The sequence below is a fragment of the Aliiroseovarius salicola genome (assembly GCF_027891095.1).
Classification (GTDB): Bacteria; Pseudomonadota; Alphaproteobacteria; order Rhodobacterales; family Rhodobacteraceae; genus Aliiroseovarius; species Aliiroseovarius salicola.
The window spans coordinates 334893-357166 of record NZ_JAQIIO010000003.1 but is presented as its reverse complement, the minus strand read 5'-3'; the positions used below and the strand labels follow the sequence as shown (position 1 = coordinate 357166).

The 22274-nt window shown below is 57.8% G+C and carries 21 protein-coding genes; 5 read left to right on the top strand and 16 right to left on the bottom strand.

Annotation, left to right across the window (positions count from 1 at the left end; all coding sequences use genetic code 11):
- The first annotated feature begins 151 nt into the window (after positions 1 to 151).
- The 4 genes from O2N63_RS07915 (at position 152) to O2N63_RS07900 (ending at position 4642) form a co-directional block, all read left to right on the top strand.
- Positions 152 to 2569, top strand: a complete 2418-nt coding sequence (locus tag O2N63_RS07915; protein ID WP_271053710.1) for a ligase-associated DNA damage response DEXH box helicase — start codon at positions 152 to 154, stop codon at positions 2567 to 2569.
- A 23-nt stretch (positions 2570 to 2592) separates the two neighbouring features.
- Complete coding sequence (gene pdeM, locus O2N63_RS07910; RefSeq protein WP_408629797.1) at positions 2593 to 3270, top strand: ligase-associated DNA damage response endonuclease PdeM; 678 nt, start codon at positions 2593 to 2595, stop codon at positions 3268 to 3270.
- A 65-nt stretch (positions 3271 to 3335) separates the two neighbouring features.
- Entirely contained in the window at positions 3336 to 3770 is a 435-nt protein-coding gene (locus O2N63_RS07905) for a PaaI family thioesterase (protein WP_271053708.1), read from the top strand.
- A 68-nt stretch (positions 3771 to 3838) separates the two neighbouring features.
- Positions 3839 to 4642: a crotonase/enoyl-CoA hydratase family protein gene (locus tag O2N63_RS07900; protein WP_271053707.1), complete on the top strand. Its 804-nt coding sequence runs from the start codon at positions 3839 to 3841 to the stop codon at positions 4640 to 4642.
- Positions 4643 to 4689: 47 nt separating this feature from the next.
- Here O2N63_RS07900 and O2N63_RS07895 read toward each other — a convergent pair whose 3' ends face one another.
- The 4 genes from O2N63_RS07895 to O2N63_RS07880 all read right to left on the bottom strand — a co-directional run bounded on the left by O2N63_RS07895 (position 4690) and on the right by O2N63_RS07880 (position 9341).
- Complete coding sequence (locus O2N63_RS07895) at positions 4690 to 5592, bottom strand: DUF1835 domain-containing protein (protein ID WP_271053706.1); 903 nt, start codon at positions 5590 to 5592, stop codon at positions 4690 to 4692.
- Positions 5593 to 5766: 174 nt separating this feature from the next.
- On the bottom strand, positions 5767 to 6669 hold the full coding sequence (gene folD, locus O2N63_RS07890; RefSeq protein WP_271053705.1) for a bifunctional methylenetetrahydrofolate dehydrogenase/methenyltetrahydrofolate cyclohydrolase FolD: 903 nt from the start codon (positions 6667 to 6669) through the stop codon (positions 5767 to 5769).
- Positions 6670 to 6691: 22 nt separating this feature from the next.
- Complete coding sequence (locus O2N63_RS07885) at positions 6692 to 7573, bottom strand: bifunctional 5,10-methylenetetrahydrofolate dehydrogenase/5,10-methenyltetrahydrofolate cyclohydrolase (protein WP_271053704.1); 882 nt, start codon at positions 7571 to 7573, stop codon at positions 6692 to 6694.
- Positions 7574 to 7664: 91 nt separating this feature from the next.
- Positions 7665 to 9341 carry a formate--tetrahydrofolate ligase gene (locus O2N63_RS07880; protein ID WP_271053703.1) on the bottom strand — a complete coding sequence of 559 codons (1677 nt, stop codon included), beginning with the start codon at positions 9339 to 9341 and terminating at the stop codon, positions 7665 to 7667.
- Between the two features lie 424 nt (positions 9342 to 9765).
- On the opposite strand from O2N63_RS07880, the gene O2N63_RS07875 reads away from it, so the two are divergent.
- Positions 9766 to 10800, top strand: coding sequence for a fatty acid desaturase (locus O2N63_RS07875; protein WP_271053702.1), 1035 nt, complete (start codon positions 9766 to 9768; stop codon positions 10798 to 10800).
- Between the two features lie 151 nt (positions 10801 to 10951).
- Here O2N63_RS07875 and O2N63_RS07870 read toward each other — a convergent pair whose 3' ends face one another.
- The 12 genes from O2N63_RS07870 to O2N63_RS07815 all read right to left on the bottom strand — a co-directional run bounded on the left by O2N63_RS07870 (position 10952) and on the right by O2N63_RS07815 (position 22208).
- Positions 10952 to 11764, bottom strand: coding sequence for a class I SAM-dependent methyltransferase (locus tag O2N63_RS07870; protein ID WP_271053701.1), 813 nt, complete (start codon positions 11762 to 11764; stop codon positions 10952 to 10954).
- A gap of 157 nt (positions 11765 to 11921) precedes the next feature.
- Positions 11922 to 13838 (bottom strand): ATP-dependent zinc metalloprotease FtsH, encoded by a 1917-nt coding sequence (gene ftsH / locus O2N63_RS07865; protein WP_271053700.1) that lies wholly within the window; start codon positions 13836 to 13838, stop codon positions 11922 to 11924.
- A gap of 76 nt (positions 13839 to 13914) precedes the next feature.
- Positions 13915 to 15153, bottom strand: a complete 1239-nt coding sequence (gene tilS / locus O2N63_RS07860) for a tRNA lysidine(34) synthetase TilS (RefSeq protein ID WP_271053699.1) — start codon at positions 15151 to 15153, stop codon at positions 13915 to 13917.
- Entirely contained in the window at positions 15153 to 15980 is an 828-nt protein-coding gene (gene ybgF, locus O2N63_RS07855) for a tol-pal system protein YbgF (RefSeq protein ID WP_271053698.1), read from the bottom strand. The genes tilS and ybgF overlap by 1 nt, the downstream gene beginning before the upstream one ends.
- Positions 15981 to 16156: 176 nt before the next feature.
- Positions 16157 to 16663, bottom strand: coding sequence for a peptidoglycan-associated lipoprotein Pal (gene pal / locus O2N63_RS07850; RefSeq protein WP_271053697.1), 507 nt, complete (start codon positions 16661 to 16663; stop codon positions 16157 to 16159).
- 166 nt (positions 16664 to 16829) lie between these two features.
- Positions 16830 to 18167 (bottom strand): Tol-Pal system beta propeller repeat protein TolB, encoded by a 1338-nt coding sequence (gene tolB, locus O2N63_RS07845; protein ID WP_271053832.1) that lies wholly within the window; start codon positions 18165 to 18167, stop codon positions 16830 to 16832.
- Positions 18168 to 18181: 14 nt separating this feature from the next.
- The gene (locus O2N63_RS07840) at positions 18182 to 19204 is read right to left on the bottom strand and encodes an energy transducer TonB (protein WP_271053696.1); all 1023 of its coding nucleotides are present in this window, start codon (positions 19202 to 19204) and stop codon (positions 18182 to 18184) included.
- A 6-nt stretch (positions 19205 to 19210) separates the two neighbouring features.
- The gene (gene tolR / locus O2N63_RS07835; RefSeq protein WP_271053695.1) at positions 19211 to 19690 is read right to left on the bottom strand and encodes a protein TolR; all 480 of its coding nucleotides are present in this window, start codon (positions 19688 to 19690) and stop codon (positions 19211 to 19213) included.
- 1 nt (position 19691) lies between these two features.
- A complete protein-coding gene (gene tolQ / locus O2N63_RS07830; RefSeq protein ID WP_271053694.1) occupies positions 19692 to 20387 on the bottom strand; it encodes a protein TolQ in 696 nt (231 codons plus the stop codon).
- A 150-nt stretch (positions 20388 to 20537) separates the two neighbouring features.
- On the bottom strand, positions 20538 to 20918 hold the full coding sequence (ybgC, locus tag O2N63_RS07825; protein WP_271053693.1) for a tol-pal system-associated acyl-CoA thioesterase: 381 nt from the start codon (positions 20916 to 20918) through the stop codon (positions 20538 to 20540).
- An 81-nt stretch (positions 20919 to 20999) separates the two neighbouring features.
- A complete protein-coding gene (gene thpR, locus O2N63_RS07820; RefSeq protein ID WP_271053692.1) occupies positions 21000 to 21542 on the bottom strand; it encodes an RNA 2',3'-cyclic phosphodiesterase in 543 nt (180 codons plus the stop codon).
- Positions 21543 to 22208 (bottom strand): hypothetical protein, encoded by a 666-nt coding sequence (locus O2N63_RS07815; RefSeq protein WP_271053691.1) that lies wholly within the window; start codon positions 22206 to 22208, stop codon positions 21543 to 21545.
- Positions 22209 to 22274 lie beyond the last annotated feature (66 nt).

Genomic DNA, 22274 nt, shown 5'->3' with positions numbered 1-22274 from the left:
CAGTACGGCCAGCAACTTAGACAGGATGTTACCGGTTCAATAGAGTGGGGAATTAAATTCAATCTTTCTGGTTCGGAGTTCGAGAGATCCTAGTACGCACCTCCCCGTCATCCCACTGGCGCTTTTTCCATCCTCTCCTTATCCTCCGGGTATGACCCGTGCGCCTCTCTCATTGCCCCCTGTCTTTGCCGACTGGTTTACGTCGCGCGGCTGGGCCCCCCACCCGCATCAAATGGCAATGCTGGACCGCGCGGATCGATCCGCAAGCCTTCTGATCGCACCCACGGGAGGGGGTAAAACACTTGCAGGATTTCTACCGTCTCTGGTTGGTCTGACACTGAAACCGCGCGAGGGCCTGCACACTCTCTACATATCCCCCCTAAAGGCGCTTGCCGCTGACATGCGCCGCAACCTCACCCGGCCGATTGCTGAGATGGGCCTGCCGATCCGCGTGGATGACCGATCCGGTGACACGTCACAGACTCGAAAGAAAGCGCAGCGGGCAGACCCGCCGCATATCCTTCTGACCACGCCGGAGAGCCTTGCCCTGCTGTTGTCCTATGAAGACGCGCCGCGTGTGTTTCTTGGTCTCAAACGGGTGGTTGTGGACGAACTGCATGCGCTTGCTGAAAGCAAACGTGGCGACCAGTTGATGCTGCTTCTCACCCGACTGCAGGCCATGTGCCCAGACATGACCCGTGTTGGGCTGTCCGCCACGGTAGATGATCCGCCAGCTCTCGCGCGCTATCTGGCCCCGCATCCTGCAACCTGTGAGATTTTGGCGGCAGATCCCGGACCCGACCCGCAGATCAAAATGCTTACCACTGACACACCACCCCCTTGGTCGGGCGGCGGCGGGCGCTATGCGATCCCCGAGGTTCTGGAGGCGGTGAAAGCTCATAAAACCACGCTGATTTTCCACAACACCCGCGCTCAGGCTGAGATCTTTTTCCATGATCTGTGGCTTACCAACATTGACGCGCTGCCCATTGGCATTCACCACGGTTCCCTTGACCGCGCCCAGCGTGAAAAGGTCGAGGCCGCAATGGTGGCGGGGAACTTGCGTGCCGTGGTCTGCACCGGATCGCTGGATCTTGGTTTGGATTGGGGGGATGTGGATCTGGTCATTCAGGTGGGGGCGCCAAAAAATGTCAAACGCCTCGTGCAGCGGATCGGACGCGCAGGGCATCAGTATAACACCCCGTCCAAGGCTTTGATTTTACCCGCGAATCGCTGGGAAGTCATTGAATGCCAGGCCGCCATCCAAGCCGTATTGGATCACGATCTGGATGGTGAACCGCGCGGCCCCGGCCCGCGCGACGTGTTGTGCCAGCACATCCTGATCACGGCCTGCTCTGCCCCGTTTGATGCTGACAGACTGTTTGCCGAAGTGACCAGTGCGGGTGCCTATGCAATGCTCACCCGGGCAGAGTTCGATGCATGCCTCGATTTTGTGGCGACCGGAGGCTATGCGCTGAAAGGCTATGATCGCTGGCAGAGGCTGAAGCAGAATTCAGACGGGCGCTGGCACCTGCGTGATCCGCGTCTGACCCAGCTCATCCGCATGAACCTGGGCACGATCATCGACACCGACACATTAAAAGTCCGGATGCGGGGACGCGGAGGAAAACCATTGGGAGAGGTGGAGGAAAGCTTCGCCTCCTCTCTTGTGCCCGGCGATACTTTCCTGATGGGCGGGCAGATCGTTCGGTTTGAAACCCTGCGTGAAATGGTTGTTCAGGTCAGCCGGGATCGCGGGCGCAAACCCCGTCTGGCGGTATTTTCCGGCACCAAATTTGCCACCTCACTGCAACTATCCCAGCGCATTCTGTCGCTCTTGCATAATGGCGACCATTCCACGCTTCCAGCCCACACAAGAGATTGGATCTCTTTGCAAAATGAGATGAGCCAATTGCCACGCCCCGGTCGAATTCTGATTGAAAGCTTCCCTCATGACGGTCGGGCACACACCTGTATTTACGGGTTTGCCGGAAAGAATGCTCAGCAGACATTGGGGCTGTTGGCGACACGGCAAATGGAGGATCTTGGTGCAGGTCCGCTGGGATTTGTTGCCACCGACTACGCCACACTGATCTGGTCTCTTGAACCGGTATCCGATCCGGCAAGCCTGCTTGACCTTGGACTGCTGCGCGAGGGACTGGACAGTTGGCTGGCAGACAACGCTTTGATGAAGCGGAGTTTCAAGAACGCGGCAACCATCGCGGGGTTGATCACGCGCAACCATCCCGGGCAGCGCAAAACCGGGCGACAGGCCACCTTTTCCACCGACATTCTTTATGACACCCTGCGCAAATATGACCCGGATCACCTTCTTTTGACCCTGACCAAAGAAGAGGCGATGCGCGGATTGATTGATTTTGGGCGGATCGAAGAGATGCTGGCACAAAGCCGTGGCAAGATAGACCATTGCAGCACCGATCGTGTGACCCCTTTTGCGGCCCCTTTGTTTCTCGAAGTGGGGCGCGTGCCGGTTGAGGGGGCCGGGCAAGAGGCATTGCTGCGCGCTGAAACCCAACGCCTTCTTGCAGAGGCAGGGCTGGTCCAATGAGCGTTTCTTCTCCCCCCCCTACCCTGAACTGTTATGCGTTTCGCTTTGCAGATCATGATCTCACCCTGTTGCCCTCCGGGGCGTTATGGTGGCCGGATCAGGACCTGCTGTGCGTCTCTGACCTTCATCTGGGCAAATCTGAACGTCAGGCCCGCCGCGGTGGGCATCTGCTCCCACCCTATGATACGCGTGACACGCTGATGCGCCTTGAGGCCGACATCGCCCGGACCAAGGCGCGTAGTGTCCTGTGTCTGGGGGACAGTTTCGACGATCTCACCGCCGCAAACCAGCTTGATGGCGAGATGCGGCAATGGCTGTCGCGGCTTATGGCCGGGCGGCGCTGGATCTGGATTGAGGGCAATCACGATCCGGGTCCGGTAGAGTTTGGCGGGACCCATCTAGCTGACTGTCTGATCGACACCATCCAGTTTCGCCACATTGCTGACCCTCAGAGTTCCTTCGAGGTTTCAGGCCATTACCATCCCAAAACGCGACTTTCCGTGAAAGGGCGCGGGTTTTCCCGCCCCTGTATGCTGGTGGATCGGCACCGGATCATCCTGCCCGCTTATGGCACCTATACCGGCGGGCTGCGCAGTGATGACCCGGTCTTGTCGGATCTGATGCAGCCCAATGCCCTCGCTGTTTTGCTGGGTGTCCCGCCCCACCCTGTACCGATGCAGCGTGGGGCGATTGGCGAATGACGCCACGTCCCGCTTTGGGCAATTGCCCTTCGTGTTAGCCTTCGCAAAACAGGAGGCCAATTCGCATGACGCCGGAACAGGAAAACCAGATCCGAGAGAGTTTCGATCATCAGAGCATGATGACAACATTTGGTGCTTCACTTGACGATTTGACCCCGGGCACCTGCCGTATCTCTGCCCCCATCCTGGACGGAAACCAGCAGCAGCATGGCTTTGGCCATGCCGCCCTGACATTCGGCCTTGGCGATACTGCTGCGGGCTATGCCGCCATGAGCGTGATGGAACCGGGCCATGAGGTTTTGACAGCCGAAATCAAGATCAGCCTCGTCTCACCCGCCAAAGGGTATCGGTTGATTGCCGAAGGAACTGTTCTGCGCGCAGGGCGTCGATTGATCACAGTCGAGGCTAAGGTATTCGCCAAAGACGCTGGGGAAAACCGTCTGATCGCCGTTTTATTGGGCACGATGGTTCCGGTGAAGCCCAAGCCTACCGCAACGTGATCCTTTCACTGAATGCAAAACTGCAGGACACTCCGCACAGCCCTTTCCGAAAACAGGCAGGACCCCACATGACACAGACCACCCAACGCGTCACCATTACCGAAGACAATCAGGTCGCCACCGTCACCCTGTCACGCCCGGACAAGCGCAATGCGCTGGATCTGGAGATGATACAGGCCATTGTGGCCGCCGGAGAGGCTCTGGCAGAGCGCAAAGACATTCGCGCCGTGGTTCTGGCAGGGGAAGGCGATGCCTTCTGCGCGGGGCTGGATCTCGCGGCTATGCCCAAGATCGCGCAGGTCGCCATGCAGGGCGGCGGGATCATGGAACGCTCTCACGGCGTGTCGAACCTCTTTCAGGCGGTAGCGATGGTCTGGGCAGAGCTTCCACAGCCGGTTATTGCCGCCGTGCAGGGCCATGCCCTTGGTGGCGGATTCCAACTGATGCTCGGCGCAGACCTCCGCATTGCAGCACCGAGCACACGGTTTTCGATCATGGAAGGCCGCTGGGGGCTGGTGCCAGACATGGGCGGTCTGGTCCTGATGCGCCGCCTTGCCCGTGGAGATGTCATCCGCAAGCTGACCTATACAGCGGAGATTTTTGAAACCGACGCCGCCGAGCGCTACGGGTTTGTGACCGAGATCAGTGAAGACCCACTGGCGCGCGCGCAGGAACTGGCGGGCACAATAGGCGCCCAATCACCTGACGCGGTGCGCACCGCCAAGAAATTGATTTCTGACACTGAAACCACAAGCTGGCTCGACACACTTCTGGCCGAAAGCAAAGCACAAGAAGGACTGATCGGACAACCCAATCAAATGGAAGCGGTGATGGCCGGGATGCAGAAACGGGCAGCGAAGTTTAGGGATTGAGGGACGTTTGTTGCCAAACAATCACCAGTCACGATGAGCAATGCTCGTCACAACCCAAGAACCTGCACGGAATACCGGACGCGTGCTTCCTTGCCGCTTTCGGTTATTTGCGCTGAACAACTTCTCATATGGTGAGGATCGCCTTCGATCTCGAACCAAGGATCTACGGTCACGTTAGACAGCTCGACCAGCCTACTAAATAGAATCCAGTCACCAATCACATCACTCTCTGACCCACCCAAAGTCATAGCGGTCCCAACGGTAAAGGCAGACTTTTTCATTTCAGTGGTGCCAGACCCAAGCAAAGCACGCTCGATTGATCCTAGCCCACTATTGAATTCCGGGAACCGAAGAAGGTATGCGGAAAGCGCTTTGGCCATGGGTGTGGAAGCGTCAAGTTCTCCTATGAACCTGCTGATGGCTTCCCCAGTTCCATGCGAGATCGCATTCCATGCGTCACTGAAAAGCTTCGTATCAATCGGCACAGCTTCGCTAGATTTATACATGGCCTCGAGCTCTTCGGCCCGTACGGAGCCAAGGCCCCATCTCACCTGCGACCCCGACAGATCTCTTATCAAGACATCAGAGGTCTCAATTCCACCAAGTCTCAGCAAGTGCAAAAGCACCACTACATAGAATACCTCTTGCACAGTGTTCGTGAACCATATTTTAGCGTGTTCCGCAATTTGAATTTCTTTGACTAAAGCGGTGTACTCATCACTTAGGTCAAACTGATAAACGGCATCCATATTGTACGATTCAAGTGATTTCCAGAACGCTTGCCGTTCCAAAAAAAAGTCACAGCTCGCCCCATGTGTTGGCAAAGGTCCATGTGAATAATCATCAGTGGTTGCGAACACACGCGTTTGCCAATCTGGTCTAATTTTTCGAAAGAGTTGACGAACTGCTCCTCCTGCGCTGGGGGATTTAGTCAGGATAACGTTCTTCATGGTTCCTCTGATGATTTTTTAGTTGGTTATTGCTGCAACATAGCAGGAGTCTCAATCTGTTGAAATTGCATTCATTTACCTTGCGATCTGTATTGGCTGGAAGGCCAGCCTCTCCCCAAAACTAAACGGCGCCAAGCTCCCCTGACGCCGCCTCAATTCTCTTATGCCCTGAGCTTAAGCTGTCAGACCTTCCGGCTCAGCCAGTCCATTTGCGCGGCAGCAGGCGGTCAGGGTGTTGGCCAGCAGGCAGGCGATGGTCATTGGGCCAACACCACCGGGAACCGGCGTGATGGCACCGGCCACTTTGGAGGCGCTTTCGAAATCCACGTCGCCAACCAGCTTCATTTTGCCTTCGCCTTTTTCAGGTGCCGGGATGCGGTTGATGCCCACATCGATTACGGTCGCGCCTTCGCGGATCCAGTCACCGGGCACCATTTCCGGGCGGCCTACGGCGGCAACAACGATGTCTGCGCGCCGGACAACCTCGGGCAGGTCCTTGGTGCGCGAATGCGCGATGGTCACGGTACAGCTGTCACCCAGCAAAAGCTGTGCCATCGGCTTGCCCACGATGTTCGAACGGCCGATCACAACCGCGTTCAGACCGGACAGCGACCCGTGGTGGTCGCGCAGCATCATCAGGCAGCCCAGCGGGGTGCAGGGCACCATCGACTTCTGACCAGTGCCCAGAAGGCCCACATTCGAGATGTGGAACCCGTCCACGTCCTTGGCCGGGTCGATCGAGTTGATCACCAGATCTTCGTTCAGGTGACCCGGCAGCGGCAGCTGCACCAGGATCCCATGTACGGCAGGGTCGTTGTTCAACTTGGCGATCAGCGCCAGCAGATCCTCTTCCGAGGTGTCCACGTCGAGCTTGTGCTCATAGGAGTTCATGCCGCATTCAACGGTCTGCTTGCCTTTCGAGCGCACGTAGACCTGAGATGCGGGATCTTCGCCCACCAGCACCACCGCCAGACCTGGGGTGATGTCATTTTCTTCTTTCAGGCGCGCCACATGGGCGGCGACTTTTTCACGAACGCCAGCCGCAAAGGCCTTGCCGTCGATGATCTGAGCGGTCATTCCTGCTCTCCCTTAGTCAGTCTCAGAAATCGGTGCGCGCGAAGGCGTCCCGATAGTGGTTCATTTGCATTTCGGTGGCATGTACCGCGTTGGACATGAGCATGGCAACGGTCACTGGCCCAACGCCACCCGGCACAGGGGTGATCCAGCCAGCCACATCCTTGCAGCTGTCGTAATCCGCATCGCCAACGGTTTTTCCATCGACCCGGTTGATACCGATATCGATCACCGCGCAACCCGGCTTCAGCATCTCGCCGGTCACAAGACCCGGCTTGCCTACGGCCACAAACACAGCATCTGCGGCGCGCGAGTGCATGGCAACCGAGCGGGTCATGTGGTGGCAGACGGTCACGGTGGCGCCCAGCCCCATCAAAAGGAAGGCGATCGGCTTGCCGACGATTTCCGAGTGGCCGATCACGGTCACATTCAAACCTTCGATATCAATCGGCAGGGTTTTCAGGATTTCCACGGCGGCCACGGCAGTACAGGGGCCAAGTGCCAGATCGTTATAAACGATATTACCGATTGAGGCCGGATGCATGCCCTCGACGTCTTTCAGCGGGTGCACCAGCTTCTGGAAGGTCTTGACCGGGATGTGGTCAGGCAGCGGGCGCTGGATGATGATGCCGTTCACACGCGGGTCAGCGTTCAGGCCCTGAATGATCCCTGTCAGCTGTTCGAGCGAAGTCTCAGCTGGGTAGTTGCGGGCCTCAAACTCGACGCCTGCGCTTTCGGCGGTGCGCTGCTGGTTGCGCACATAAAGTTCTGCGGCAGCCACGTCGCCCACCGAGAGCGACACCAGTTTCGGTTGCCAGCCCTTCTCGGCCAGCTTGGCGGCCTGCTGGGCCACGTCTTCGCGGATGTTTGCGGCAATTGCCTTGCCGTCGATGATTGTTGCGCTCATGTATTTTGGTCCTTTGTCTGAAGGCGTACGAATCGCTCAGACAGTCTTTAGAAAGCGTAAGGGGGGCTGTCGCCCCCCTTGGTCAAGTCTCTTAGAAGAGACCTTCGATTTCGCCTTCGGCGTTCAGACCGATGGTCATCGCCGCAGGATTGCGTGGCAAGCCCGGCATGGTCATGATGTCACCGCAGACAACCACGATGAAACCAGCACCTGCCGACAGGCGCACTTCGCGGATCGGAACCGAGTGGCCGGTGGGCGCGCCACGCAGGTTCGGGTCGGTCGAGAAGCTGTACTGGGTTTTCGCCATGCAGACCGGCAGGTTGCCATAACCGGCATCTTCCCAATCTTTCAGCTGCTTGCGCACCTTGGCGTCAGCCAGAACTTCGTCCGCGCGGTAGATGCGCTTGGCAACGGTGTCGATCTTGTCAAAGAGCGACATGTCATCCGGGTAGATCGGAGCGAAAGCGGCAACATCTGCATCGGCAATTTCTGCAACGCGTTTGGCCAGCTCTTCCGAACCTTCCGAACCCAGTTCCCAGTGACGCGACAGGATCGCTTCGGAACCGTGGCCCTCAACGTAATCCTTCACGGCCTGAACTTCGGCATCGGTGTCGGTGACGAAGTGGTTGATGGCAACCACAACAGGAACACCGAACGACTTGAGGTTCTCGATGTGACGGCCAAGGTTGGCGCACCCGTTCTGAACGGCTTCGACGTTTTCGGCACCGAGATCAGCCTTGGCCACGCCGCCGTTCATCTTCATCGCACGCACGGTGGCAACCAGAACCACAACCGACGGGGCCAGGCCTGCCTTGCGGCACTTGATGTTCATGAACTTTTCGGCACCAAGGTCAGCACCAAAGCCGGCTTCGGTCACGACATAGTCGGTCAACTTCAGCGCGGTCTTGGTGGCGATCACCGAGTTACAACCGTGGGCGATGTTGGCGAACGGGCCGCCATGTACGAAGGCCGGGTTGTTTTCCAGCGTCTGCACCAGGTTCGGCTGCATCGCGTCCTTGAGCAGAACGGTCATCGCACCATCAGCACCGATGTCACGGCAGTAGATCGGGGTGCGCTCGCGGGTGTAAGCCACGATGATGTCGCCCAGACGCTTCTGCAGGTCTTCCAGATCGTTGGCCAGACACAGGATCGCCATGACTTCCGAGGCCACGGTGATGTCAAAGCCGCCCTGACGCGGGAAGCCGTTCGATACGCCACCCAGCGACACAACGATGTCACGCAGGGCGCGGTCGTTCATGTCGACCACACGACGCCAAGCCACGCGACGTTCGTCGATATCCAGCGAGTTGCCCCAATAGATGTGGTTGTCGATCATCGCAGACAGAAGCGAGTGAGCCGAAGTGATGGCGTGGAAGTCACCGGTGAAGTGCAGGTTCATCTCTTCCATCGGAACAACCTGGGCGTAACCGCCACCAGCAGCACCACCCTTCATGCCGAAGTTCGGCCCGAGCGAGGCTTCGCGGATACAGATCATCGCGTTCTTGCCGATGCGGTTCAGGCCGTCGCCCAGACCTACAGTGGTGGTGGTCTTACCTTCACCCGCCGGGGTCGGGTTGATCGCAGTCACCAAGATCAGCTTGCCGTCTTCGCGGTCTTTCACCGAGTTGATGAATTCCTGGCTGACCTTTGCCTTGTCGTGGCCGTAAGGCATCAGGTGCTCGTAAGCGATGCCAATCTTCTCGCCGATTTCTCTGATCGGGCGTTTTTTTGCCTCGCGGGCAATTTCGATGTCGGTTTTGTAGCTCATGGCTGGTTCCCTTGAATATCTGGGGTGCGACCTTTTTGTCTGCACCTTCAATATCTGGGACGAGATTTTCATATAGGATGGAATCCGACATAATCCCCGCCGAATTCGTCGAAATGGGATGCGGTTGTATTCCGAAATGGCGGTTTATTTCCTTCGCTTGTGCAGCAATTCATTTGCTGCACAAGCGAAGTTTCGGACGGCAATCAGGTGATTCACCCGCTGTCGAAACCTTAGCAATCCGCCCGGAACCCGATCGAACCCAAATGTCATGGTGCGACGACAGTCAAAACAGCTCTTGAAACAACCACGTCCGGTTGTGTTTCAGGGGTCGCTGATATTTTTTTCACCCGTTACATCGCAATTTTCTTGCTTAGTGCTGCGGATAGTCTATCCGATTTGCACGATCCCTAGATATGGCAGACCTATGGCAGCAGCAGAATCCGCACCGACCCAAGATCACTCCAGCACACGTTCGGCCCGTGAATGGGTCTCGACACTGGCAAAATATCGCGATCCGAGCAGTATGCGCAGCAGCTTCGAACTGGCGGTAAGCGCCCTGCCCTTTCTGGCCCTTTGGGCACTGGCGTGGTGGGTCATATCGATCAGCTATATTCTGGCTTTTGCGATTTCGCTGGTCAATGCAGCCTTCCTGCTTCGCCTCTTTGCCATCCAGCACGATTGCGGACATGGGGCGTTTTTCAAAAACCGCCATGTGAGCGACTGGGTGGGCCGGGTGCTCGGCGTTCTGACCCTGACCCCCTATGACGTCTGGCGCCGCACCCATTCGGTGCACCATTCAACCGCCGGCAATCTGGACAAGCGGGGCATGGGTGACATTCACACGCTGACGGTGGCCGAGTACCAATCCCTGTCGCGTTGGGGCCAGTTGCATTACCGCCTGTACCGCCATCCGATTACCCTTTTTGGTTTCGGGCCGAGCTATCTCTTTTATCTGCAAAACCGCATACCCCTGGGACTGATGAACAGCACCCGATACTGGATCAGTGCAATGCTGACCAATCTGGCCATCATCGCCGCTCTCTTTGCGATCTACTGGTTTGGTGGGTTGATGCCGCTTTTGCTGATTTTCCTGCCCTGCACTCTGGTTGCTGCAACCGCTGGAGTCTGGCTGTTTTACGTCCAGCATCAGTTTGAAACCACCCAGTGGGACGCACATGATGACTGGAACCTGCATGAAGCGGCGCTTCATGGCTCTTCCTACTATCGCCTGCCGAAAGTGCTGCAATGGTTCAGCGCCAATATCGGCATCCACCATGTGCACCACCTATACAGCCGGATCCCGTTTTACCGTCTGACCGAAGTGCTGCGCGATCACGCAGAGCTGACGGACGCGACCCACACGATGACGATCCGCGAAAGCTTTGCCAACGCCCGTCTGCATCTGTGGGACGAAGACAGCAAACGTCTTCTGTCCTTCGCTCAGGCCCGCGCGCTGTAAGCCTTGCTCAAGTCCCGGTCCTTCGCAGAGCCGGGCCTCACGGCAGTATCACCTGCTCCTGAATGGCGCTCTGCCCCTCCCAACCTTAAATTATAGGTGCAGTGTTCACGCGCTCCCTAAGCCCTAACACGCACAACCTCTGAAACTTCATTCAAGACATACGACAGCAATAGGTTGTTGCGGAAAGCGGCATTGTCATTGGGGCTGGACCAAACCGTGTGTTCAGCGCCTCGAACATGGTTTCCGCAACGTCCTCAGGTTTGACGCCACCCCGCTCCCGGATCGCGTCCGCCGAAGGGTTGCCGAAAACCATCGCCGTCGCAAAGGCCCGCGGGTCAACAATGGTCTTGTTCAGTTCAATGGTTTCATATTCGACATCCTGCCACCCCCCTGCCGTGAGATCGGCTATCACCTCTTGTGGATCGTGATAGTGGAATGGCACCATATAAAAGCCCGGCGGGTCATCCGGAAAAAATGAACCCAACACCTCATGCCCCATCCGGGCAAAAGGATTATCATCTAGCGCCCCCCAGGAATTGAAAATGTAGCAGCCATCAGGCCGCAGCACCCGGGCAGCTTCGCGATAAGAAGCAACCTTGTCCGGAAAGAACATCACTCCGAACTGGCACATCACCAAATCAAATGCGCTGTCGGAAAAAGGGAGATCCATCGCATCCGCTTCCAGAAATTCCACAGTTTCGGACGGGTCGAATTTCTGCTGCGCAAGATCAAGCATAGGTGTATTCAGATCTGTCACGACAAGCCGCGCATCCGGCGGCAGTACATCGCGCAGACGGCGGCTCAGAATACCGGTGCCCGCAGCCAGCTCCACCACATCGGACAGGTCTTTGCCCTTGCAACAATCCGCAATCAGATCAGCGTAATCATGAAAGATATTGGGGCCGAGGCCATTTTCGTAGTGATGAGGAATATCACCCACGAATTGTGCAGCTTGCTCGCTCATATCCTTTCCCCCAAGTTAGTTATATCCAACTTGTATATTTTAGCAGAATTGAACTGAGAAATCGAACAAGGGGGGATTGCGAATTTAGCGGCAGCCCTTCGGGTCAAACGAAATCCGCCCCGAAGTTTCCTTCGGGGCGGTTTGTATTTCCGGCGGTTTACGCTGTAGGTTCAGGCTCCAGACCTTCATCCCCGGTAGGTTTCACCCGTGGCTTGGTCTTCGGGATCGCCGTGACTGAAGCTGCGCCATCTTCCGGCGTGTCGTCTTCATCCTCGCCTTTGTGCGGCGGCTGGCCGTCCATCACGCGCTGGATTTCAGCACCGGTCAGGGTCTCGTATTCCAACAGGCCTTCTGCCAGACGTTCCCACTCGTCCTTATGCTCGGTCAAGAGCTTGAACGCAGTGTCGTAACCGTCCTGGATAAAGCGCTTCACTTCATCCTCGATCAGCTCCTTGGTGTTTGCGGACACCGAAAAGCCAGCAGTATTGCCCGAGTATCCCTCGGCCGCTTCAGCATAGTCGATGTTGCCCACTTTGTCGGACATGCCCCAGCGCATCACCATGGCGCGCGCAAGGCCCGACGCCTGCTGAATATCGCCAGCGGGGCCGTTCGAGACATTCTCTTCACCATATTTGATGATCTCAGCCGCTTTCCCGGCCATGGTCATGGCGAGCTTCTCTTCGCATTCCGATTTGTGCCAGTTCAGACGATCGATCTCAGGCAGGGACACAACCATACCCAACGCGCCACCGCGTGGGATAATTGTTGCCTTGTAGACCGGATCGCACTGGGGAAGTTTGAGCCCCACCACGGCGTGTCCTGCTTCGTGATAGGCGGTCTTTTCCTTCTGGTCATCCGTCAGCACCATCGAACGGCGCTCGGCTCCCATCATCACCTTGTCTTTCGCATTCTCGAAATCTTCCATGGTGACGAAGCGGCGACCTATGCGAGCGGCCATCAGGGCGGCCTCGTTCACCAAGTTGGCCAGATCGGCCCCCGAGAACCCGGGGGTACCGCGTGCAATGATGCGCATGTCAGCATCCGGGCCCAGCGGCACTTTGCGGGCATGTACGCCAAGGATCTTCTCGCGGCCCTTGATGTCCGGGTTCGGCACGGTGACCTGACGGTCGAAGCGGCCCGGACGCAGCAGCGCAGGGTCCAGAACGTCACGACGGTTGGTCGCCGCCAGAATGATCACACCTTCGTTGGCTTCAAACCCGTCCATCTCGACCAAGAGCTGGTTGAGGGTCTGTTCACGTTCATCGTTGCCACCGCCATAACCGGCGCCACGCGAACGGCCCACGGCGTCAATCTCGTCGATGAACACGATGCAGGGCGCGTTTTTCTTGGCCTGTTCGAACATGTCGCGGACACGGGATGCACCGACACCCACGAACATTTCCACGAAGTCAGACCCGGAAATGGTGAAGAAGGGCACACCGGCTTCGCCAGCAATGGCGCGGGCCAGAAGCGTCTTACCGGTGCCCGGAGGGCCCACCAGCAGCGCGCCTTTCGGAATGGTGCCGCCAAGACGCGAAAACTTCTGCGGGTTGCGCAGGAATTCCACGATCTCTTCCAGCTCTTCCTTGGCTTCGTCAATGCCAGCCACATCGTCAAAGGTCACACGGCCTTCGCGCTCGGTCAGCATCTTGGCTTTGGATTTACCAAAGCCCATGGCACCGCCTTTGCCGCCGCCCTGCATCCGGTTCATCATGAAGAACCAAAAGCCAATCAGCAGCAGCACCGGCAGGAGCAATGAGATCAGGCTCATGAAGCCCGACTGTTGTTGCGGCTCGGCCTTGACCTCGACGCCTTTGGCCAGAAGCTGGTTTGTCACTTCCGCATCGGCGGGCAACACGGTGGTGTAAAGTTTGCCGTCCGAGGCCTGATAGGTCAGCTCTTCACCATCCATCGTGGCGGACTGTACCTGATCGCCTTCAAGGGCGGCTACAAATTCAGAATAGCTCACTGTGGACGAAGCCATCGAGCTCTGCCCGTTCGAGAACAGATTGAACAAGGTCAGGATCAGCAGAAACAGCACAATCCAAAAAGCGAAATTTCGCGCGTTGCCCAAGAGGGATCTCCTTTGAATGCTTTGACGCAGGGTCTGAGTGGCGTCTTACCTTAAAATAGGGATGAAGTCGCCATGTTCAATGCGATAAAAATGATGAGAGGAAATCCGTCAAGCTCGGAGCGCTTACAATCCCACAATTCTTGCTTTCCTGCACCAAAGGAGCCGCAATCACGTGGGTTATCGACCATAAGGCGGGGCTGGACATCAATGTGGGGCGCGGAATTTTGCAACTGCGCCAATCCTTGATCTGGGAAATCCCTTCTCCCAATGCGCGAATCTCTCCCGCATCATTGGTTTCCAGCACCCACCGATGGTCCCAGACCTCTCCCGGTTGGGACGTCAAACCGGACACCGCTGCATGTTCACGCGTGATGCGCAGGCCTGTGTGATGCGGGTGGATCAGGCAGCCCTGTAAGGTGGATTTCTGACCGGATCTGGCACCAGCGATTGCTCCGCGCAAACTGGACAGTCGCGGTCGATAAGGGGTGGACGAGACAAAACGAATGGCCTCGGCCACAATTCGATCGCGTGTCTCAATGGGCAAAGACCAGAAAGGGGCCGGATCAATCACGACATCCCCGGCCTCAACCCGGCAGATCTTTTGCGCGGCCTCATGGGCGAGATGCGCCAGCGCGTCCCGCGCCGTGGACATGGCGTCGGCGGTACCTGCCAACCGGTTCACATCCAATCCCAGCGCGCCCAGATCCTGCATGGCCTGCCTCATCTTCACCCGCTCGAAACGCGGGTCAGCATTTGAGGGGTCCTCACTCCAGCTCACACCCCGTTCGCGTAATAGCGACCGCAGCTCTTCACGTCGGGTGTTCAAAAGGGGACGGAGCCAGCGCATGCCCTCTGCCTGCCAGTCATCGCGCATCGCAGATAACCCATCCACACCGGACCCCCGCGCAAGTCGCATCAGAAAGGTTTCGGCCTGATCATCCTTTGTGTGCCCTAATGCCACCGCATCACATCGGGCCGTTTTGGCCGCCTCAGCCAGCAACCGGTAACGCGCCTGACGGGCTGCGTCCTGCACATTTCCCTGCCCGTTCCACCCGGTCCATTGCAGGGTCAGATGCGAAACTCCGAGTGTCTGACACAGGGCCTCCACCTGCCGGGCTTCACCTGCCGCCTCTGGGCGCAATCCATGATCCACGGTGAAAGCAGTAAGTTGAATATTCTCTGCCAAAGCCCAATCGCGGCACAGGATCAGAAGCGCGGTGCTGTCGCTTCCTCCCGACACCGCCACGCCAATATGCAAAAACGGGCCATCCGGCCCGCCTCGCGTATTCATGAAACTGTCAATCGAAACAGGCATCAGTTGCACCCGAGGGTCGCCCACTCCGCATCTGCGTCCGCAACGGCAGGGCTGCCCGGGAACCGCTTGCCCACTTCCGAAAGCGTGACGCATGCCTCGGAGGTCTGACCTAACGCCCCAAGGGATTGGCCAAGACGCAGCAGCGCATCCGGTGCATTGACCCCATCGGGGGCACCGGAAAAGGCGTTGAGATAGGCGCGGGCAGCATTCCTTACGTCCCCTGCCCCGGTGAGTGCCTCACCGCGTTGAAACTGTGCCTGAGCTGCCAGAGGACCTGCGGGATAGGTCTCAAGAAATGTGGCAAACATCTGTGCCGCTTCGGCAAAGTCCCCGGCTTCAAGCGCAGCAGAGGCCGCATCGAAATCGGACTGCTCGCCCACCGCCAACTGCCCTCCGGCATCTGGCGTCGGCTGCGGGGCAACCGTAATCGGAGTGTCCGGCAGATCCCCACCCAATGTTGTGGTTTCCCCAAGCTGCGAGATGTCGCCACCTTCCAGTTCCACCAAGCGGAATTCCAGATTAGCGATCCGGTTGGTGCCATCTTTCACGATCTGATCGATGCGAAATTCCAGCTGCTCGATCTTATCGGTGAGCCGCGCCATTTCGCCTTCGATCACATCAATGCGTTGCGACGCCGTGCCTGAAGCGGTCCCTCCCATGGGCGCCCCTGTGGTCGACAATTCGGTTTTCAGGGACTGGATCTCAACATAAAGGAGCGTAAGTTCCTGGCGCACATCCGCAAGCGACTGCGCCCGATCCTGAGCCAGGGCTGGAGCCACCAAAGAAGTGCCCATCAAAAAGGCTGCCGCCAATAATCCAACACGCATCCGAACCACCTTTCAGAATACTAGTTTTCTAGTTTTCTAGTTTTCTAGTTTTCTAGTTTTCTAGTTTTCTAGTTTTCTAGTTTTCTAGTTTTCTAGTTTTCTAGTTTTCTAGGAAAACAACGCCCTGGTCAGAGAAAATCAAGTCATTCTCTGACCCATGCGCTCATTTACACGCCTTAGCTCGTCAAACCACCAGCCGCAAGAACAGTGACCGCGCGGCGGTTCTTGGCATAACAGATCTCGTCCGAACAGATCTCCAGCGGCCGTTCCTTGCCATAGCTCACCGTTTTCAAACGGTTCGGGGCAACACCACGTTCAATGAGAAAATTCTGCACGGCCGATGCACGACGCGCACCCAGCGCAAGGTTGTATTCCCGTGTGCCCTGCTCATCCGCATGGCCCTCGACCACTGCGGTGAAGGCTGGGTTTTCCATCAGCCAAACCGCCTGTTTGTTCAACACGTCAACGCCTTCCGGGCTCACCGTGGATTGGTCCACGGCAAACAGAACGCGATCACCGATCGTCTGCTGGAAGTAGGCCGGTGAACTCGGGTCAGAGGCGCTGCCGGGAACTATGCCGCCCGCCCCCGCGCCAAAACCTGCATCCAGAGCGCCCGGGCTTTTCGAACAGCCGGCCACGGCCAATACGCCAACTAAAACTGCTGTAAGTGCAAATGGTTTCATGGATTTGATCCTGTATCCTGTCAGAAGCCGCGTCTTGGTTTTCCGCCAGATGCGACAATGTTCCAATAATATCTTGCTCGTTTTTTGAAAGCCTAGCAGATCTGTGTGAACAAGGGAAATCTCCCCACGCGTCACCGGCCAGAGATTGCTTGGCTTTCACTTTGTGTCATTTCAACAAAGGCGACCACGCCGGGTCGGAGGCTGGGCCATCGGTCACGACACGGCGAAGATTTCGACCGGAGATATCGACGGAATACAACGCCGGCGCACCACTTGCACCCTGGCTTTCGCGGGTGAACATAATCACCCGGCCATTGGGAGACCATGTTGGCCCCTCATCCAGAAACGACGCCGTCAAAAGCCGTTCTTCGCTGCCATCTGTGCGCATCACGCCGATATGGAACCGGCCTGAGTTCTGTTTGGTAAAGGCAATCAGATCGCCACGCGGCGACCAGACCGGTGTGCCATAACGTCCGGGTCCAAATGAAATCCGACGCGCCTCTCCCCCTCCTGCAGACATGATATACAACTGTTGTGTCCCCGAGCGGTCGCTTTCAAAGACGATATATTGCCCATCCGGCGAATAGGAGGGCGCCGTTTCGATCGACGGCGAAGAGGTCAGGCGTTGTTCACCACCACCATTGACATTCATCGTGTAGATGTCGGTATTTCCACCTGCCGACAGCGAATAGACCACACGCGACCCATCCGGCGAAAAGCGCGGCGCAAAGGTCATCGTCCCCTCTTTTGACGACAGGATGCGTTTGGTGACGGAGTTCACGTCAAGCACATTGACCTGCGGAAAGCCGGTCTCATAGCTCGTATAAAGCACCTTGTCTCCCGCAGGAGAAAACCGCGGGGCCAGCACAAGCGACGAGCTGTCGGTCAGAAACTGAACGTTTGCCCCGTCATAATCCATCACCGCCAAACGCTTGCGGCGGGCGTTCTTGGGGCCACTTTCTGAGACAAACACCACGCGGCTGTCGAAATAGCCGCTTTCCCCGGTGATGCGAGAATAGACCACATCGGCCACCTTATGCGCCATACGACGCCATGCGGTGGCAGATCCGCCAAATTGCAGCCCATCGCCCAATTGCTGGCCGGAAAACACGTCGAACACCCGGAATTTAACCGAGATATTTCCACCGTTTTCACTTACGGCACCCGTGATCAGCGCCTGCGCATTGATCGCGCGCCAATCCTCATAGGCGACGGGGCTTGCAAAGCTCGTCACATTGGAAATGAAAGCCGAAGGGGGAATTTCCCGAAACAGCCCTGTGCCGGCCAGATCCGCCGCCACAAGGCGCGCAATCTCAGCTGCATATTGCCCGGCCCCGCTGGTTTCTGCCTGAAACGCGGGGGCGGCAAATGGCAAAGGTTCAATCACCCCGTCGGTGATCTCGATCCTGAGCGGTTCAGCCCAAGCCGCAGTCACGCCCACTGGCGCTATTAGTGCAGTCACTCCAGCCAGCACGGCCGCGCCGGTTAGTCTGGTCAGTCCCATCAGCTTGGTCAAACTCATCTTTGCCTCATCTCATCCGGGTTGAAAGTTATCTCGATTTGGCGCCATTGGCCGTATTTCTCGGCGGGCAGGTCATAGCCGTTCTTGCCGCAGATCAGAATTGCCCGACGGGCGGCTTGATATGCGATATCAGCGGACCCTTGTCCGGGTCCATCCCACCCCACCATGCGCATGGTGCCTGGTTTTCCGTTGCGATCCATATCTACCAGAACCATCACGGTGGTGCGTAATGCATCAGACGACGTGGAGCCAAGGTTCCAGCATTGCTTGATCGCCAGCTTTAGTCCCTCTTTCTCACCGCGGGTTAGGGGTGGACCTTCGGGTATGTCTTGCGCGGGCGTGTCCTGCTGACCGCCTGCAATGGCGTCGCTTACCGCATTGGCCACTGCGTTTGCAGCCGTATCGGCAGGTTCCGGCGTTTCTTCCGGTTCTGTCACTGCGGGCGTTTCCGGTCTTTCGGGGCGTGTAGGCGGACGCGGCGAGCGGGTGGGAGCAGCCGCAATCTCTTCCTCCGATTCCTTCGCCTCGGTCACGATCTCGGTTGTTGCCGCCTCTGGGGCCGTCGGCGTCACTTCTGGAAGCGGTGTGGCCTCGGGTTCCGGCGCCGGTGCAGGGGCCTCAACCGTTTCCGGGGCGACCTCGATCTGAGGTTCCGGTTCCGGAGCAGGTTGCGGTGCAACACGTGGGATGTCCAGAACAACGGGGTCCGGCGCAGGCGGTTCCGGGATCGGTTCGGGTTCTGGTTCCGGCGCAGGTTCAGGTGTGGGGTCCGGCTCAGGCCGTGTGGGGGGCGCAGAGGCCTCCTCCGGCGCAGCGGGTTCCGGCGCCGGAGGATTTTCCGGTACAGCGGCCTCGCCCCGTGGGGCGGTCAGGGCCGCAAAATCCTCTTCGGAAATGAACGAGACATCCGATACGCGCAGCTTCACCTCATCGTCCCGCCAACCAATCAGCGAGCCGAACAGGAGCCACAGGATCAGGAGCGCATGCCCTGCCCCCGAGATATAAAGCCCCGTGCGCATGGGTGGCTATCCCCCTTGCCCGTCCAGGGTGGGACCACCGCCGTCGGTGACCATTCCGATATTGGTGAAACCGGCGGCGTTCAGCGCGCCCATAACAGTGGCGATCTCGGCCCAGGCCACGGCACCGTCTGCGCGCAGGAACACTTTGTCATCCGTGCGTTCAGCGGCAATGGCACGCAACTTTCCAATCAACTCGTCCTGCGCAATCTCGGTTTTTTGCAGCATCACACGCCCTTCGGCGTCGATGGTCACAGTGAGCGGCTCTTCTTCTGTCGAAGGCAAGGCAGTCGCAGCTGTTTTGGGCAGTTCAACCGGAACCCCCACCACCATCAGGGGTGCGGCCACCATGAAGATGATCAGAAGCACCAACATCACATCCACAAACGGCGTGATGTTGATTTCGGCCATCATGCGGCGGTGTTTGCCCCGGCGACGGCCCCGGCGGGCGCGGCGATCAGCGCCGCCCTGTTGCGTAGCGGCCCCCATCTCAGCTGTCCAACTGTCGGCTGAGGATGGTGGCAAACTCGTCCGCAAAGGCTTCGTAGCCAGCCAGGATATTGTCGCTATCCACTGAAAGCTTGTTGTAGAAAACCGCAGCCGGGATGGCGGCAAGCAGTCCAAGCCCGGTGGCCAGAAGCGCCTCGGCAATCCCCGGAGCCACCACGGCAAGATTGGTGTTTTGCTGCTGCGCAATCTCGATAAAGGCGTTCATGATGCCCCAGACCGTGCCGAACAGCCCAACGAACGGGGCGGTAGAGGCCGTGGTCGCAAGGAACGAAAGCCCCTGATTGAGCTTTTCCCCCTCTTTGGCAATTGCCACATCCATTGACCGGTCGATGCGCGATTGCGCCCCCGCAATCAGCCCACCATCCGCACGGTGAGAGCGGCGCCATTCGATCATACCTGCCGAAAACACCTTTTCGGCGGACCCTTCCGGGGCGGCTCCGACCTCGTCAAACAGCTTGTCGAGCGGTTCACCCGACCAGAACTTGCGATCAAACACCACCGCCTCAGCGCGTTCTTTGCGGTACGCAATCAGCTTTGTGACGATGATGGCCCAAGACCAGAAAGACGCGATGATCAACAGGATCATCACCAGTTTCACGGTCAGGGTTGCGCGAAGGAAAAGGGCCAGAAAGGAGAAATCAATCTCCGTGGCCGCTGCAAGCGTTTCGGTTTCCATAACTCTGTCTCTGCCTCTGCTAGCCCCGGACGACCGGGATGCCCCAAACTGCCAAGGATACCCCTCTTTGGGGGCTGTTTTGCAGGTAAATTAACTTAAAGGCACGGGGAAAGCTATCAAAACCACGTCATGTGACAGGTTTTTGCTCTTTCAATTCACTCGGCGGCGAAAACCCGCCGGTAGCCGGGTGGGCTGCCCGTCAGCGAGACAAACGATGGTGACCTGCGCCTCGAAAAGGGTTTCTTCCCCACGCTTCACCACCTGATCCAGCACCAACCGCGCCCCGCTGACCGTGTTGATGGATGTCTCGACGATCAACTCGTCATCAAACCGTGCCGATCCCAGATAGTCCGCTTCAAGCCGGCGCACCGCAAAAACCTGCCCCGCTTCGCGCATTTCGTTCTGATCCACGCCAATGTCGCGCACCCAATCGGACCGGGCGCGTTCGATATAACGCAGGTAATTGGCGTAATAGACAATGCCCGCCATATCGGTGTCTTCATAATAAACGCGGATCGGAAACTGGTGCATCGGGGCCTCAATCAGGTTTGTTTTTCCAGAGCTTAGAGCGCAATCCGAAAAGTGGGAACCGTATTCGGATTAAATTGTGGGTCAGCCAGATGTCGACAGATCATATTCCGCCAGCACCTCATGACGCGCCCCATCCGGGTGTAACTCGGACCGGAAGAGCGCAAATTGATCCACCGTGACAGGTGGTAACTCCACTGCTCCAAACACCTCAAGCGCATGCCCTAATGCGACCTGATCGGCCTCTGCCGGGTGTCGCGGCAGTCGGGCAATGGTGACGTGGCCGCGAAACCTTCGATGAGGCAGCGAGATTCCTGCCAGCCGCGCAGCACCACTCACCTGTTTTTGCAACGCCTCTGCCCCTTCGGCCCGGATCGCCAGCACTGAGGGCGTCTTGCCGCCCATCGGTTCCAATCCTCTGAAACACACCTCGAAGAGTGGAGAAGAGATCACCTCCAACTCTTCATGCAACGCCTCCAACACCTCCACCGGCTGTTCTTCCAGAAACGCCAGCGTCAGATGCAGGTTCTCCTCGGGCACCGCCCGCCCAACCTTTACCCGTGCCGCCAAATCCGCCAGTGCGGACGTGACGTGATCAGGTAAGGGACAAGCGATAAAGGCGCGCATTCAGTGTTTGGTCTCATCCTCTGAAAGGGTATTTACCACCGGGTTTACCTGCATCCGCGCAAACAGACGCAGCGCATGACTTGCATCCTCTGCCGCAGCTGGCATCACCGGATCATAAGACGCCGCAATAATTCCCGCTACATCCGGGCGCAGGATCACCTGACCGGTTTCCGGCAACACAGCCAGCGGGCTTTTGGTGGAAAATGCCCCCTCGCCCCAAAGCAAAACCGCCTGCACGGCTTGGGTAAGAGCGATGGTTTCGGCAGGTTGCTGGGCCATTTCACCCGACATGCAGACAAAGACGAAACAGGCCTGAATGGCTCCGTCTTCATCAAAACGGAACGCGCGATACTGGCTCGCCCCTACCCCTTTAAGACGACCAACCAGAGGCTCTAGATCAGGCACCATCTTTTCAAGGTTCGGCACCCCCAAAAGCTCGTCCCAGCCCTGAAAGAAAAACACCATCAGATTTGCGCCCAGCTCCGGGTCGGTCTCGGCCATCTTGTGACCAGCCAGCGCCACCACCGCCTCAACCGCGCCTTTCACGACCTCAAGGGTTTCTTCTTCAACCCCGAACACAACAGGCACAATCGGCCGCCCCCAACGGGCGAACGCATAGGAACCATCCTTGCCGGTGAAAAAGGTCTGGATCTCTTCCGGTGTCATCGGGCTTTTCCTCTTGCCATAAATATCCCCGCCGGAGGCATAAAAAGCAAATCGCCAAAGCGCAAG

What these genes read in the sequence shown, in the direction of transcription:
- tolQ (WP_271053694.1), bottom strand. Translation starts at nt 20,387, where the DNA reads ATGGAAACCGAAACGCTTGCAGCGGCCACGGAGATTGATTTCTCCTTT.
- tolR (WP_271053695.1), bottom strand. Translation starts at nt 19,690, where the DNA reads ATGGGGGCCGCTACGCAACAGGGCGGCGCTGATCGCCGCGCCCGCCGG.
- O2N63_RS07895 (WP_271053706.1), bottom strand. Translation starts at nt 5,592, where the DNA reads ATGAAGAACGTTATCCTGACTAAATCCCCCAGCGCAGGAGGAGCAGTT.
- thpR (WP_271053692.1), bottom strand. Translation starts at nt 21,542, where the DNA reads ATGCGCGCCTTTATCGCTTGTCCCTTACCTGATCACGTCACGTCCGCA.
- ybgF (WP_271053698.1), bottom strand. Translation starts at nt 15,980, where the DNA reads ATGCGTGTTGGATTATTGGCGGCAGCCTTTTTGATGGGCACTTCTTTG.
- ybgC (WP_271053693.1), bottom strand. Translation starts at nt 20,918, where the DNA reads ATGCACCAGTTTCCGATCCGCGTTTATTATGAAGACACCGATATGGCG.
- O2N63_RS07815 (WP_271053691.1), bottom strand. Translation starts at nt 22,208, where the DNA reads ATGACACCGGAAGAGATCCAGACCTTTTTCACCGGCAAGGATGGTTCC.
- O2N63_RS07875 (WP_271053702.1), top strand. Translation starts at nt 9,766, where the DNA reads ATGGCAGCAGCAGAATCCGCACCGACCCAAGATCACTCCAGCACACGT.
- pal (WP_271053697.1), bottom strand. Translation starts at nt 16,663, where the DNA reads ATGAAACCATTTGCACTTACAGCAGTTTTAGTTGGCGTATTGGCCGTG.
- O2N63_RS07870 (WP_271053701.1), bottom strand. Translation starts at nt 11,764, where the DNA reads ATGAGCGAGCAAGCTGCACAATTCGTGGGTGATATTCCTCATCACTAC.
- O2N63_RS07905 (WP_271053708.1), top strand. Translation starts at nt 3,336, where the DNA reads ATGACGCCGGAACAGGAAAACCAGATCCGAGAGAGTTTCGATCATCAG.
- O2N63_RS07915 (WP_271053710.1), top strand. Translation starts at nt 152, where the DNA reads ATGACCCGTGCGCCTCTCTCATTGCCCCCTGTCTTTGCCGACTGGTTT.
- O2N63_RS07840 (WP_271053696.1), bottom strand. Translation starts at nt 19,204, where the DNA reads ATGCGCACGGGGCTTTATATCTCGGGGGCAGGGCATGCGCTCCTGATC.
- O2N63_RS07885 (WP_271053704.1), bottom strand. Translation starts at nt 7,573, where the DNA reads ATGAGCGCAACAATCATCGACGGCAAGGCAATTGCCGCAAACATCCGC.
- tolB (WP_271053832.1), bottom strand. Translation starts at nt 18,167, where the DNA reads ATGGGACTGACCAGACTAACCGGCGCGGCCGTGCTGGCTGGAGTGACT.
- O2N63_RS07880 (WP_271053703.1), bottom strand. Translation starts at nt 9,341, where the DNA reads ATGAGCTACAAAACCGACATCGAAATTGCCCGCGAGGCAAAAAAACGC.
- O2N63_RS07900 (WP_271053707.1), top strand. Translation starts at nt 3,839, where the DNA reads ATGACACAGACCACCCAACGCGTCACCATTACCGAAGACAATCAGGTC.
- folD (WP_271053705.1), bottom strand. Translation starts at nt 6,669, where the DNA reads ATGACCGCTCAGATCATCGACGGCAAGGCCTTTGCGGCTGGCGTTCGT.
- tilS (WP_271053699.1), bottom strand. Translation starts at nt 15,153, where the DNA reads ATGCCTGTTTCGATTGACAGTTTCATGAATACGCGAGGCGGGCCGGAT.